Genomic DNA, 13,386 nt, shown 5'->3' with positions numbered 1-13,386 from the left:
CGAAAATAGTCCGGCGTGAAGAATATCACGCTCGCCGGAAGCAGAATAGCGCGAACGTGAGCCTCTGAGATAAATCCTGGAAATGAGTCAGGCGGTTAGCGACGGCGCGTCACTGCGCAGCGTCGGGCAGAGCTGTAGCATTTCCAGTAAAATCGCGACGTAGCTGCGGGCCTCCGCTTTAAGATCAAACGACTGTGGCGCAAACAGCCAGTTTTCCATCAGACCGGAAATGTAGCTACGCATCAGAATCGCCGCCCGGCGGGTCAACAGGTTGGCCGGCAGCAGTTTTGCCTGCATGCACTGATTCAGGTTGTATTCAATACGGTCATAGCTCTCCAGGCTGAGGCTGCGTTGTGCCTGCTGAACAATCGCCATCTCGCCCACGAACTCGCATTTATGAAAGATTATTTCCATCATTAATCTGCGACGTTCTTCAACTACCGTTGCTTCAAGGATATATACTAATATTTCTCTCAATACTGAGAGTGGATCGTCAGGGAATTTTGCCCGATACTCACTCTCGAGATCGCTAATGCTGGACTCTGAAAGCTCCCAGATTTCACTGAACAGATCTGACTTGTCTTTAAAATGCCAGTAAATCGCTCCCCGCGTCACACCGGCAGCCTGAGCAATTTGTGCCAGCGAGGTAGATGAAACACCCTGCTGCGAGAACAAACGTATTGCCACATCCAGAATGTGTTGTCGGGTTTCCAGCGCTTGTTGTTTAGTTTTTCGTGCCATAGGTGGGTGAATTTACAGGAGTCAGATTTACATACATTTGTGAATGTATGTACCATAGCATGACGATAATATAAACGCAGCAATGGGTTTTAGACTCAGGACCCTTGATCAATTTGAAATCGGACACTCGAGGTTTACATATGAACAAAAACAGAGGGTTAACGCCTCTGGCGGTCGTTCTGATGCTCTCAGGCAGCTTAGCGCTAACAGGATGTGACGACAAACCGGCTCAACAAGGAGCTCAGCAGGCGCCAGAAGTAGGCGTTGTGACGCTCAAATCTGAACCTCTACAAATCACCACCGAATTACCCGGCCGTACAAATGCTTACCGCATTGCGGAAGTGCGTCCTCAGGTTAGCGGCATTATCCTGAAACGTAACTTCACCGAAGGCGGTGATGTGAAGGCCGGTGAGTCTCTGTATCAGATTGATCCCGCAACCTATCAGGCGTCTTATGAAAGCGCGAAAGGCGATCTGGCTAAAGCACAGGCCGCGGCTAAAATTGCTCAGCTGACGCTGAACCGCTATCAAAAACTGCTCGGTACCAAGTACATCAGTCAGCAGGATTACGATACCGCCCTGGCGGATGCCCAACAGGCTAACGCAGCCGTGGTGGCAGCCAAAGCGGCCGTCGAAACCGCGCGCATTAACCTGGCCTATACCAAAGTGACCTCGCCTATCAGCGGTCGTATTGGTAAATCTTCCGTGACGGAAGGGGCTCTGGTGCAGAACGGTCAGACCACTGCGCTGGCGACCGTGCAGCAGCTCGATCCGATCTACGTTGACGTCACGCAGTCCAGCAATGATTTCCTGCGCCTGAAACAGGAGCTGGCTAACGGCACCCTGAAACAGGAAAACGGCAAAGCCAAAGTGGAGCTGATCACCAACGACGGTATCAAGTTCCCGCAGGAAGGTACCCTGGAATTCTCTGATGTGACGGTCGACCAGACCACCGGTTCCATCACCTTACGTGCGATTTTCCCGAACCCTGACAAGAATCTGCTGCCAGGTATGTTCGTTCGCGCGCGTCTGGAAGAAGGAACGAATCCAACCGCACTTCTGGTTCCACAGCAGGGTGTGACCCGTACGCCACGTGGCGATGCGAGCGCGCTGGTTGTCGGAGCAGATGACAAAGTCGAAACGCGCAATATCACCGCCACGCAGGCGATTGGCGATAAATGGCTGGTGACGGAAGGTCTGAAAGATGGCGATCGCGTGATTGTTTCTGGTTTGCAAAAAGTTCGTCCTGGCGCGCAGGTTAAAGCACAGGAAGTGAAATCTGACGATAAACAACAAGCTTCGGCCGCTGGCCAGTCAGAACAAACCAAGTCTTAACTTAAACAGGAGCCGTTAAGACATGCCTAATTTCTTTATCGATCGCCCCATATTTGCGTGGGTGATCGCCATTATCATCATGCTGGCCGGGGGACTTGCGATCCTGAAGCTGCCTGTCGCGCAATATCCAACGATTGCGCCACCGGCGGTGACTATCTCCGCAACCTACCCGGGGGCTGATGCGAAAACGGTGCAGGACACCGTCACTCAGGTTATCGAACAGAACATGAACGGTATCGATAACCTGATGTACATGTCCTCAAACAGTGACTCTACCGGTACAGTTCAGATCACCCTGACCTTCCAGTCAGGTACGGATGCTGACATTGCGCAGGTTCAGGTGCAGAACAAACTGCAGCTGGCGATGCCTCTGCTGCCGCAGGAAGTACAACAGCAGGGTGTGAGCGTCGAGAAATCGTCCAGCAGCTTCCTGATGGTTGTCGGCGTTATCAACACCAACGGCACCATGACGCAGGAGGATATTTCCGACTACGTGGGTGCCAACATGAAGGACGCCATCAGCCGTACTTCCGGTGTGGGTGACGTTCAGCTGTTTGGTTCTCAGTATGCGATGCGTATCTGGATGGATCCGAACAAACTGAACAACTTCCAGCTGACCCCTGTTGACGTGATCAATGCGATTAAAGCGCAGAACGCCCAGGTGGCAGCCGGTCAGTTAGGCGGTACGCCGCCGGTGAAAGGCCAGCAGCTTAACGCCTCGATCATCGCACAGACCCGTCTGACCTCTGCCGATGAGTTCAGCAAAATTCTGCTGAAAGTGAATCAGGACGGTTCCCAGGTTCGCCTGCGCGACGTGGCTAAAGTCGAGCTGGGCGGTGAGAACTACGACATCATCGCGAAGTTCAACGGTAAACCGGCTTCCGGTCTGGGTATCAAACTGGCGACAGGGGCTAACGCCCTGGACACCGCCACGGCGATCCGCGCAGAGCTGAAGAAGATGGAACCGTTCTTCCCGTCAGGTCTGAAAATCGTTTACCCGTATGACACCACGCCGTTCGTCAAAATTTCGATTCACGAAGTGGTTAAAACGCTGGTAGAAGCCATCATCCTGGTGTTCCTGGTGATGTATCTGTTCCTGCAAAACTTCCGCGCGACGCTTATCCCAACGATTGCCGTGCCGGTTGTTCTGCTCGGGACCTTTGCGATCCTGTCGATATTTGGCTACTCGATAAACACCCTGACGATGTTCGGGATGGTGCTCGCCATCGGCCTGCTGGTGGATGACGCCATCGTCGTGGTCGAGAACGTCGAGCGCGTAATGGCGGAAGAAGGTCTGCCGCCGAAGGAAGCGACCCGTAAATCAATGGGTCAGATCCAGGGCGCGCTGGTCGGTATCGCGATGGTACTGTCTGCGGTATTTATCCCGATGGCTTTCTTCGGGGGCTCTACCGGTGCGATTTACCGTCAGTTCTCGATTACCATCGTTTCCGCGATGGCGCTGTCGGTGCTGGTCGCATTGATCCTGACCCCTGCGCTGTGTGCCACCATGCTGAAGCCAATTCATAAAGGCGGTCACGGCGAGCATAAAGGGTTCTTCGGCTGGTTTAACCGCATGTTTGATAAGAGCACGCACCACTACACCGACAGCGTGGGCAACATCCTGCGCAGCACCGGTCGTTACCTGCTGCTCTATATCATCATCGTCGTGGGGATGGCGTTCCTGTTCGTTCGTCTGCCAAGCTCGTTCCTGCCGGATGAAGACCAGGGCGTGTTCCTGACGATGGCACAGCTTCCTGCGGGCGCGTCGCAAGAGCGTACCCAGAAAGTGCTGGACGAAGTGACGGACTACTACCTCACCAAAGAGAAAGACAACGTTGAATCCGTGTTTGCGGTTAACGGCTTTGGCTTTGCGGGTCGTGGTCAGAACACCGGTATTGCCTTCGTTTCTCTGAAAGACTGGTCTGAACGTCCGGGCAAAGAGAACAAGGTTGAAGCCATTACCGGCCGAGCGATGGGCACCTTCTCGCAGATTAAAGATGCGATGGTGTTCGCCTTCAACCTGCCAGCGATTGTTGAACTGGGTACCGCGACCGGCTTCGACTTCCAGCTGATTGACCAGGGCGGTCTGGGTCACGAAAAACTGACGCAGGCGCGTAACCAGCTGTTTGGCGAAGTGGCTAAGCACCCTGACCTGCTGGTCGGCGTGCGTCCGAACGGCCTGGAAGATACGCCGCAGTACAAAATCGACATCGACCAGGAGAAAGCCCAGGCGCTGGGCGTATCCATCAGTGACATTAATACCACGCTGGGCGCCGCCTGGGGCGGTAGCTACGTTAACGACTTCATCGACCGCGGTCGCGTGAAGAAAGTGTACGTGATGTCCGAGGCGCAATACCGTATGTTGCCAAACGATATCAACAGCTGGTTCGTGCGCGGCAGCAATGGTCAGATGGTACCGTTCTCGGCGTTCTCAACGTCTCGCTGGGAATACGGTTCGCCGCGTCTGGAACGCTATAACGGTCTGCCATCGATGGAGATCCTGGGTCAGGCCGCTCCGGGCCGAAGCACCGGTGAAGCCATGAACCTGATGGAAGAGCTGGCGAGCAAACTGCCTTCGGGGATCGGCTACGACTGGACCGGTATGTCCTATCAGGAACGCCTGTCCGGAAACCAGGCCCCTGCCCTGTACGCGATTTCACTGATCGTCGTCTTCCTGTGTCTGGCAGCGCTGTACGAGAGCTGGTCAATTCCGTTCTCCGTTATGCTCGTGGTACCGCTTGGGGTTATCGGTGCGCTGCTTGCGGCAACGTTCCGCGGACTGACCAACGACGTGTACTTCCAGGTAGGCCTGCTGACAACCATTGGCTTGTCGGCGAAGAACGCGATACTTATCGTTGAATTCGCCAAAGATCTGATGGAGAAAGAAGGTAAAGGTCTGATTGAGGCAACGCTTGAGGCTGTTCGTATGCGTCTGCGCCCAATCCTGATGACATCACTGGCGTTTATCCTCGGCGTACTGCCGCTGGTTATCAGCTCCGGTGCTGGCTCCGGTGCGCAGAACGCGGTTGGTACAGGCGTTATGGGTGGTATGGTTACCGCAACCGTACTCGCTATCTTCTTCGTACCGGTGTTCTTCGTGGTGGTTCGCCGCCGCTTCAGCCGGAAAAATGAGGATATTGAACACACGCATTCGGTAGAACCTCACTGATACCGGTTTCACATGATAAAAAGGCCGCATTAGCGGCCTTTTTCATTTTCAGAAAAAATCATAAATTACGCTTATTGTGGTTCTATTTATTTTCTGCCATCTTAATTAGACATATCATAATTAACTGATAACTTAATCGGTGAATTCAGGATTTTTTTAATTTCATTTCCCCGCTTAAGCTATTAGGAATATTCCTAATAAGAAGTTCTGACAAAGAGAAGTTCGAATCTGAACTTTTCAGGCCGTTTTGCTAAGCCAATGAAACGTAAGGAAGCGATAAAAAATCGCGTTAATTTGGATAAAAAAAGGGTGTCCAGGACGGAACATTGCGTACATGCTCGCAGTCTACGGTTTTATTTGTAATTTTTCGTAATAGCGCGATGAAATCCAGGAAGGAGTGGCTTATAGTTAAGTTATCAGGAACACAGCACTCATGTAGCTAAGTCAGTTGTATCCATCCCGACTATGATGTTCGGTGAGTAAGAAATCACTCAGAAGGGGATGCGCTATGGACGAGTACTCGCCAAAAAGGCATGATATCGCGCAGTTGAAATTTCTCTGCGAATCCTTGTACCATGACTGCCTTGCCAACCTTGATGAAAGTAACCATGGCTGGGTAAACGACCCAACGTCTGCCATCAATTTACAGTTGAATGAGCTGATAGAGCATATCGCAACCTTCGCACTTAATTATAAAATTAAGTACAATGAAGATAATAAGCTCATTGAGCAAATTGATGAATACCTGGACGACACCTTTATGTTGTTCAGTAGTTACGGCATTAACGCCCAGGATTTGCAAAAATGGCGTAAATCGGGAAACCGGCTATTCCGCTGTTTCGTCAACGTGAGCAGAGCTAACCCGGTTAGTCTTTCCTGTTAAAATTATTACAATTACTAAGGTGAATTTATGTCTGATAAACCACTCACAAAAATCGATTATTTGATGCGCTTACGACGTTGCCAGTCAATTGACACGCTCGAACGCGTCATTGAAAAGAATAAATACGAGCTTTCTGATAATGAACTGGCCGTATTTTATTCAGCCGCGGACCATCGTCTTGCTGAACTGACCATGAATAAGCTGTATGACAAAATCCCTACTTCTGTATGGAAATTTGTCCGTTAATGTTTGAAGGGTGTCTGTAGAGTTCTACGCCACGTTCTAAGCTGTTTTTACCTATCCCGTTATGCTCCCTGTGCCCAGGCCAGGTCTCCGTGTAAAACGTGTTTATCAGCAACATTGTTGTGACGCCAGTCACATCGGCTTTTCGGGAACGTTCCCCTCCCGACCTGTTCCTATTACTCTGCGGTAATCTTTTCCAGAGAGGTTTCCTATGAGCGTAGAAAAACAGAAGATGATTGCCGGTGAACACTACCGCCCCGGCGATGAGACGTTACGGGCCGACAGACTGCGGGCCCGCCACCTGGTGTACCGCTATAACCACACCGCGCCCGATGAAAAGACAGAACGCCAGAACATCCTGGCGGAACTGCTGGGACAAAGCGAAGGCGCTTATATCGAACCGAGTTTCCGCTGCGACTATGGATATAACATCTCTCTGGGTAAAAACTTTTACGCGAACTTCGACTGCGTGATGCTGGATGTCTGCCCCGTTCGTATCGGCGATAACTGCATGCTCGCGCCGGGTGTGCATATTTATACGGCCACCCATCCGCTGGATGCAGAGGAACGGAACAGCGGCGTGGAGTTTGGCAAACCCGTCACCATTGGGAATAATGTCTGGATCGGTGGTCGGGCGGTTATTAACCCTGGCGTCACCATTGGTGATAATGTGGTGGTGGCCTCCGGAGCCGTGGTGACGAAAGACGTCCCGGCTAACGTTGTCGTGGGCGGCAATCCGGCAAAAATCATCAAAACGCTGTGAGGGAGTGGGGAGCCAACTGTTATGGTCTTTTAGCACCAGACTGTTACTTTTTTCAGCCCAATGGCTCCCCTAAAATTGGCAGACACCCTGTATTGTCAACTCTCATAAAGGCAAAAAATGACCGAGATACAGCGCCTGCTCACCGCCACCATCGACGATCTTAACCTCCGCGAAAAGCGCGACAATCGCCCGCGCTTTAGCATTAGCTTTATTCGCAAACATCCTGGACTGTTTGTCGCCATGTATGCCGCCTGGCTGGCGACGCTTATTGTGATGCTGAAGTCTGAAACGCTGGTGGACTCCGTCTGGCTGCTGGTTGTGCTGTTTGTGGTCTTTAACGCCTTTTTCTTTTTCGACGTGAATCCGCGCTACCGTTACGAAGATATCGACGTCCTCGATTTCCGGGTCTGCTATAACGGCGAATGGTACAACACGCGTTACGTGCCAGAGGAGCTGATCGACAGCATTCTGCACTCTCCGGCCGTTGAAACCGTGCAAAAAGAGAAGCTGCAAAAAATGGTCTCTACCAAAGGTCAGCTCTCTTTCTATGACGTCTTTACCCTTTCGCGCCCTGCTGCTGCTGCGTAATGAGCGCCTGCAGACGCCGGATCCCCGGCGCAAACTGAGAAGCAGAGGTATTGCCGTAACCTAAAACCAGACCGGTTTGCCCCTGCTTCGCCTCCAGGTAGTACCCGCTCAACGCAGCGGGTGCCAGCTGAAACGCCCTCGCCTGCTCCACCAGTTTCTGGTCATCAATATCGTCTATCGCCAGCGTCAGATGCATCCCGCCTTCACCGGCCAGAATACGGTGCGGCGCATGAAGCTCTGCGCCCAGCACCTCCCGCAGCTGGCGGTATCGTTTACGATAGAGTCGACGCATGGCGGCAAGATGACGGGCATAATGACCTTCTTCGATAAACAGCGCCAGCGTGCGCTGTTCGGCACGATGCCCACCGCGCAACAGCGAGCCGATGGCCGGACGAACCGCCTTCGCCAGCGCAGGCGGCAAGACCATGAACCCTATTCGGAGCGACGGAAACAGCGTTTTACTGAACGTCCCGAGATAAACCACGGGCGCATTGTTGACCATTCCCAGCATCGCCGGCACGGGCTCACCGGCATAACGGAATTCGCTGTCGTAATCGTCTTCGATGATCCACGCGTTGTGCTGCCGGGCGAGCTCCAGCAGCGCCAGACGCCGTCGGGCGCTGAGCACGCTTCCGTAGGGGAACTGGTGTGAAGGTGAGGTAAAAATTAACGAGGGAGAAGGGGCATTCAGTCCCTCCCAGCACATCCCCTCGTCATCAACCGGGATCCCCGTCATGGTCAGGCCGGTTTTAACAAACGCGCTTTTTGCCCCGCTATAGCCGGGGTTTTCTACCCAGGCGATATCCCCCGGCTCACTCAGCAGCATTGTGCACAGGTTGACGCCCTCAAGCGCGCCTTCCGTGATCACAATCTGGCTCGCGTCGCAGTCGATACCGCGAGACAGGGCGAGATGCCGGGCAAACGCTGCCCGCAGCGACGGTTCACCGGCCGGGTCGCCATACCCCAGCAGGGCATTTCCCTCCTCCCGCATCACGCGATCGTACAATCGCCGCCACAGCGGCAGAGGGAAATAGTTGATGGCGGGTGTCCCCGGCGTAAATGCCAGTACCGGGGTATCCCGCTGCACCGGCGCAGGCAGCAGGCCAACCCGCCGGGCGAGCCTGATGTCAGGGTGCGGCAATGTCCGGGTGGCCGAACGGTAAGCCAGCTGTGCCACCCGCGTTCCCTGGCGGTTACGCTGCAAATACCCTTCCAGCGTGAGCTGGTCCAGCGCCGCATTGACGGTATTGCGGGAAAGGGAGAGCTGCTGGGCCAGCGTTCGCGAACCGGGAAGCTGGCTGCCGGACAGGAGTCTTCCGCACAGAATCGCCTCCCGTAAAGCAAGATAAAGCGCGCGCTGGAGCGTCTCTTGCCCGCGTTTTTTCAGGGCTGCGTTGAGCAAGGTATAAAATTCATCACCCGGTATATTCATCTCGTCTCCTCGTGGCACCATCAAAACATAGCGCAGTGGTTCTTTTTAAGGAACCAGCAATTCACTAGTCTGAAGCTCTTTTCAACGTCACGGAAATGAAGATGAAGACATTCAATCAGTTCGGACAGCCAGTGGGTGAAGCGCTTAGCGACTGGCAACCTCGTCAGCCCCCATCCCGGGTCGTGTTTCAGGGCCGGTATTGTCGCCTTGAACCGCTGCGCGTGGAGCATGCCAACGCGCTATTCTCCGCCTATTCCCTGGCCGGAGATACGCGCAGCTGGACGTGGCTACTGCGTGAACCCGACGCTACCGCAGAGGAGTTTGCCGAATGGGTCGCGAGCGTGAGTGAGTTATCCGACCCCATACACTTTACCGTTATCGATAACCAGACCCGGTCTCCGGTCGGGACGCTGTCCCTGATGCGGATCGATCCTAAAAACGGGGTCGTGGAGGTGGGGCACGTTCACTTCTCGCCTCTTTTAAGCCGCACGCCCATGTCAACAGAGGCGCAATATCTGCTGATGCGGTATGTGTTCGATACCCTGGGCTACCGGCGTTATGAGTGGAAGTGCAATAGCCTGAACGAACCTTCCCGCAAGGCCGCCCTGCGTCTGGGTTTTCAGTTTGAGGGGCGTTTTCGTCAGGCGCTGGTGATAAAAGGCCATAACCGGGATACCGACTGGTTTTCGATTCTCGATAAAGAGTGGCCGACGCTGGCGAACGCCTTTGAAAGCTGGCTTGCCACCGACAATTTTACTGCCGATGGCAAACAGAAAAGATCCCTGGAAAGCTGGCGAGAAACGCGCGTTTAGCGTCTTTTTTTACGTCCCTGAACCGCCTTAAAGCGCGGATTGGATTTGCAAATCACGTACAAGCGTCCCTTGCGTTTGACTATCTGGCAATCCGGGTGACGCTGTTTTGCACTGCGCAATGAGTTAAGTACCTGCATGGTTAGCCCCGCTTCGCATTGAGAAAACCACCAAAACGCTTGCGGAAGCGCGCTGCGCTACCGTCCGTGGAGAACGTTTTCTGCTTACCGGTATAAAACGGGTGCGATTTTGAAGAAACCTCGATGGTGATATACGGATACGTTTCACCGTCGAGTTCAATTTCGCGGTCGGTCTTAATGGTTGAGCCCACTTTGAAGTATTCATTCGCGCTGGTGTCGTGGAAGACCACGGTGCGATAGGCGGGATGGATATTGGGTTTCATCGTCAATCCTTTATGTTTTGTTATAACATAACAAAATAATATCCAGGCCAGATTCAAAAAACAACCCCTCCCCTCTGACGATATTTTCTGGTTTACCTGAGATAAAATGAAAACCAGGCCAGCCACGTGCTATAACTATATCATTTCGCGGTAAAATCTTTCTCTTCAGGCAGGGAACTCAGTGCTCAGGAACGGGTATACGAGGAAGGACACGACAGCATGAAAACCCGACATCTGGTCAGTCTGGTGACTGGCGTACTCATCTTTTCCGTGCTGGTCCCCATTTGCCTGAGCATCTGGCTGGCCCATCGCCAGGCGGAAGATAAATTTGTCGATGCGCTGGAAAACTATGCCTCACGCGTGCTGATACGCACCGACAAGGTCGTGGATCAGGCGAAAGAAGCGCTTAATCATCTGCAGGCCTTTGAGGGCGTGCCGTGCAGCCCGTTGCAGTTAAGAGAGATGCGACGGGTCGCTTTCTCGTGGCGATACGTTCAGGAAGTGATTTATATCGACAACCTCAGGCCGCTCTGCTCCTCTCTTGAGCAAACCAGCCATGCTGCCCCTTTCCCCCCGCCGATGCGCATTACCGAAGACGGTTACAGCGCATGGCTGACCACGCAAAACGATCTTGGGTTTCATCGCTACATGGCCGTGCTGGGGCAAGGTCATTACCTTGTCCTGGTCGATCCGGCCTCACTGGTGGATGTCATCCCTTTCGGCGAGATAGCGATTGATGCTGCCCTGGTAGGAAGCACAACACACCGTATCTTCGCCAGCAGCAATACGCTCGATCCGCATATCCGTGACATGATCCAAGGTCAGGCGATGACCAGCATACAGTACGACGGTTCAATGTACGTTATGAAGCCTGTACCTGAACTGGGGTTTACCGTTGTCGCATGGGCTACGCTCAAACCGCTGGCGGAAACCTGGCACCGGCAGCTGCTTTTATGGCTCCCCTTCGGCGTCCTGATAAGCCTGCTTGCCGCGCTCTTTGTCCTGCGGATACTGCGTCGCATCCAGTCGCCGCGCAACCGCCTACTTGACGCCATTAACAGCCGCGATTTTGTGGTTCACTATCAGCCCATCGTGGCGCTGTGTAGCGGAAAAATTGTCGGCGCAGAAGCGCTGACGCGCTGGCCGCAGCCGGACGGAAGCAGCCTCTCGCCTGATATTTTTATTCCCCTTGCTGAGCAAACCGGGCTTATCTCTCAGCTGACGCAGCTCGTTATCGAAAAAGTGTTCGAGGATATGGGCAGTTGGCTGCACCTTCACCCCGATCAGCATATCTCCATCAACCTCGCGCCCGCCGATTTGACCTCCGGCACGCTGCCGCCGCTGCTGAGTCACTTGCTAAACAAATGGAAGGTCCACCCGGGCCAAATCGCCCTTGAGGTCACCGAGCGCGGCTTTGCCGATCCCAAAATCAGCGCGCCGGCTATCGCCGCATTCCGCCGTTCGGGGCACCCTGTCTATATAGATGATTTTGGTACGGGCTATTCCAGCCTGAGCTACCTGCAGGATCTGGACGTCGACACGCTAAAAATTGATAAATCGTTCGTGGATGCGCTGGAGTACAAAAACGTGACGCCACATATAATTGAAATGGCGAAGTCGCTGAAGCTGGCGATGGTAGCGGAAGGCGTCGAGACCGCCGGGCAGCTCGCCTGGCTGCACCAGCACGGCGTGCAGTACGGACAGGGCTGGTACTACAGCAAAGCGCTGCCGAAAATGGAATTTATCCTTTGGGCAGAGAATAACCTCGGCACGCACGCTACTTAAGATAGGATTTGATCACCTGCAGCACCACGCCAAGATCGGCTTCACGCTGCGCTTCTTCAGGTTCTTTCACCACATGATCGGTTAAATGCCCTTCGATCACCTGCATCATCATGCCGTTGACCGCCCCGCGGATCGCCGCCAGCTGCTGTAACACCTCGGCGCATTCGTGATCGCTGTTCAGCATTTTCTCCAGAGCGTTGCTCTGCCCCTGAATTTTCTTCAGCCGAGTTAGTAACATTTTCTTGTCGCGAACGGTATGTGACATCTCTCTATCCCTTATTTTTGGCTTTTAAAGCATAACACGCTCTACTCCCCCTGAGTATTTTTCTACTGGGGGGTAGTATTAACCTACTGGGGGGGAGTAGTATTTGCAGACATTTTCCACGCCGGAATCCCCCATGACCGATTTTGCTTCACTTCTGCAGCAGGGTAATGCCTGGCTGTTTGTTCCCAGCGCCATCCTGCTTGGCGCGCTGCATGGCCTGGAACCGGGCCACTCAAAGACCATGATGGCCGCCTTTATCGTGGCTATCCGCGGTACGCTGAAACAGGCGGTCCTGCTCGGCCTGGCAGCCACGCTTTCCCATACGGCAGTGGTCTGGATCATCGCCATGGCGGGTTTATGGTTTGGGCGGGGATGGGATGCGCATACGTCTGAACCCTGGTTCCAGCTGATCTCAGGGATCGCGATCGTTGCGATCGCCCTGTGGATGGCGTGGCGAACCTGGAAAGAGAGCCAGCCACACGATCATCATCACGACCATGATCATCACCACCATCATGATCATGACCATGACCATCATCATGAACATCACCACCACGAACACCCGCTGGTTGAAGAAGAGTGGCAGGACGCCCACCAGCGCGCGCACGCGCAGGATATCAACCGGCGCTTTAGCGGACAAAACGTCACCACAGGACAGATCGTCATGTTTGGCCTGACCGGCGGGCTTATCCCCTGCCCGGCATCCATCACCGTTCTGCTGATCTGCCTGCAGCTGAAGCATTTTGCCCTCGGCGCGACGCTGGTGTTCAGCTTCAGTATTGGGCTGGCGTTAACCCTGGTGGCTTCCGGTGCGATTGCCGCCTTAAGCCTCAAGCACGCGACAAAACGCTGGCCCGGGTTTAACGGGCTTTCCCGTAAAGCGCCGTGGATTTCCGCTGCGCTGATTACCGTAGTAGGAATTTATATGAGCCTGCACGGTCTGAGCGGCATTCTGGCGTAAGCCTGCGGCC

General features: G+C 53.8%; 14 protein-coding genes. 9 read left to right on the top strand and 5 right to left on the bottom strand.

Annotation, left to right across the window (positions count from 1 at the left end):
* Positions 1-87: 87 nt before the first annotated feature.
* Positions 88-741, bottom strand: coding sequence for a multidrug efflux transporter transcriptional repressor AcrR (acrR, locus tag ACMGGU_RS03290; protein ID WP_048225918.1), 654 nt, complete (start codon positions 739-741; stop codon positions 88-90).
* A 140-nt stretch (positions 742-881) separates the two neighbouring features.
* On the opposite strand from acrR, the gene acrA reads away from it, so the two are divergent.
* From acrA to ACMGGU_RS03260, 6 genes are all read left to right on the top strand, one after another.
* A complete protein-coding gene (gene acrA / locus ACMGGU_RS03285) occupies positions 882-2,075 on the top strand; it encodes a multidrug efflux RND transporter periplasmic adaptor subunit AcrA (protein WP_045909753.1) in 1,194 nt (397 codons plus the stop codon).
* A gap of 22 nt (positions 2,076-2,097) precedes the next feature.
* On the top strand, positions 2,098-5,244 hold the full coding sequence (gene acrB, locus ACMGGU_RS03280) for a multidrug efflux RND transporter permease subunit AcrB (RefSeq protein ID WP_262796878.1): 3,147 nt from the start codon (positions 2,098-2,100) through the stop codon (positions 5,242-5,244).
* A 508-nt stretch (positions 5,245-5,752) separates the two neighbouring features.
* Entirely contained in the window at positions 5,753-6,127 is a 375-nt protein-coding gene (tomB, locus tag ACMGGU_RS03275) for an Hha toxicity modulator TomB (RefSeq protein WP_008499288.1), read from the top strand.
* Positions 6,128-6,154: 27 nt separating this feature from the next.
* Positions 6,155-6,373, top strand: coding sequence for an HHA domain-containing protein (locus tag ACMGGU_RS03270; protein ID WP_008499287.1), 219 nt, complete (start codon positions 6,155-6,157; stop codon positions 6,371-6,373).
* 208 nt (positions 6,374-6,581) lie between these two features.
* On the top strand, positions 6,582-7,133 hold the full coding sequence (gene maa / locus ACMGGU_RS03265) for a maltose O-acetyltransferase (RefSeq protein ID WP_045909755.1): 552 nt from the start codon (positions 6,582-6,584) through the stop codon (positions 7,131-7,133).
* Between the two features lie 117 nt (positions 7,134-7,250).
* A complete protein-coding gene (locus ACMGGU_RS03260) occupies positions 7,251-7,721 on the top strand; it encodes a YlaC family protein (RefSeq protein ID WP_252077478.1) in 471 nt (156 codons plus the stop codon).
* Here the strand turns inward: ACMGGU_RS03260 and ACMGGU_RS03255 are convergent.
* Positions 7,690-9,153, bottom strand: coding sequence for a PLP-dependent aminotransferase family protein (locus ACMGGU_RS03255; RefSeq protein ID WP_420300243.1), 1,464 nt, complete (start codon positions 9,151-9,153; stop codon positions 7,690-7,692). The two genes, ACMGGU_RS03260 and ACMGGU_RS03255, sit on opposite strands and share 32 nt — an antisense overlap.
* A gap of 101 nt (positions 9,154-9,254) precedes the next feature.
* On the opposite strand from ACMGGU_RS03255, the gene ACMGGU_RS03250 reads away from it, so the two are divergent.
* On the top strand, positions 9,255-9,965 hold the full coding sequence (locus tag ACMGGU_RS03250) for a GNAT family N-acetyltransferase (protein ID WP_420300242.1): 711 nt from the start codon (positions 9,255-9,257) through the stop codon (positions 9,963-9,965).
* Here the strand turns inward: ACMGGU_RS03250 and ykgO are convergent.
* Together ykgO and ACMGGU_RS03240 are read right to left on the bottom strand one after the other, a co-directional pair.
* A complete protein-coding gene (gene ykgO, locus ACMGGU_RS03245; RefSeq protein ID WP_003859006.1) occupies positions 9,962-10,102 on the bottom strand; it encodes a type B 50S ribosomal protein L36 in 141 nt (46 codons plus the stop codon). The genes ACMGGU_RS03250 and ykgO overlap by 4 nt on opposite strands.
* A 2-nt stretch (positions 10,103-10,104) precedes the next feature.
* A complete protein-coding gene (locus ACMGGU_RS03240) occupies positions 10,105-10,365 on the bottom strand; it encodes a type B 50S ribosomal protein L31 (protein WP_006176933.1) in 261 nt (86 codons plus the stop codon).
* A 219-nt stretch (positions 10,366-10,584) separates the two neighbouring features.
* On the opposite strand from ACMGGU_RS03240, the gene ACMGGU_RS03235 reads away from it, so the two are divergent.
* Entirely contained in the window at positions 10,585-12,150 is a 1,566-nt protein-coding gene (locus ACMGGU_RS03235) for an EAL domain-containing protein (protein WP_420300241.1), read from the top strand.
* On the opposite strand, the gene ACMGGU_RS03230 is transcribed toward ACMGGU_RS03235, so the two are convergent.
* Positions 12,143-12,415 carry a metal/formaldehyde-sensitive transcriptional repressor gene (locus ACMGGU_RS03230; protein ID WP_024906840.1) on the bottom strand — a complete coding sequence of 91 codons (273 nt, stop codon included), beginning with the start codon at positions 12,413-12,415 and terminating at the stop codon, positions 12,143-12,145. The two genes, ACMGGU_RS03235 and ACMGGU_RS03230, sit on opposite strands and share 8 nt — an antisense overlap.
* Before the next feature lie 133 nt (positions 12,416-12,548).
* Between ACMGGU_RS03230 and ACMGGU_RS03225 the strand changes: the two genes are divergently transcribed.
* Positions 12,549-13,376, top strand: a complete 828-nt coding sequence (locus ACMGGU_RS03225; RefSeq protein WP_420300240.1) for a nickel/cobalt efflux protein RcnA — start codon at positions 12,549-12,551, stop codon at positions 13,374-13,376.
* Positions 13,377-13,386: the final 10 nt, after the last annotated feature.

This window comes from Enterobacter sp. BNK-8 (assembly GCF_048685095.1).
GTDB lineage: Bacteria > Pseudomonadota > Gammaproteobacteria > Enterobacterales > Enterobacteriaceae > Enterobacter > Enterobacter quasiroggenkampii.
The sequence above is the reverse complement of the archived record's forward strand: the minus strand, read 5'-3'. Positions and strand labels throughout refer to the sequence as shown.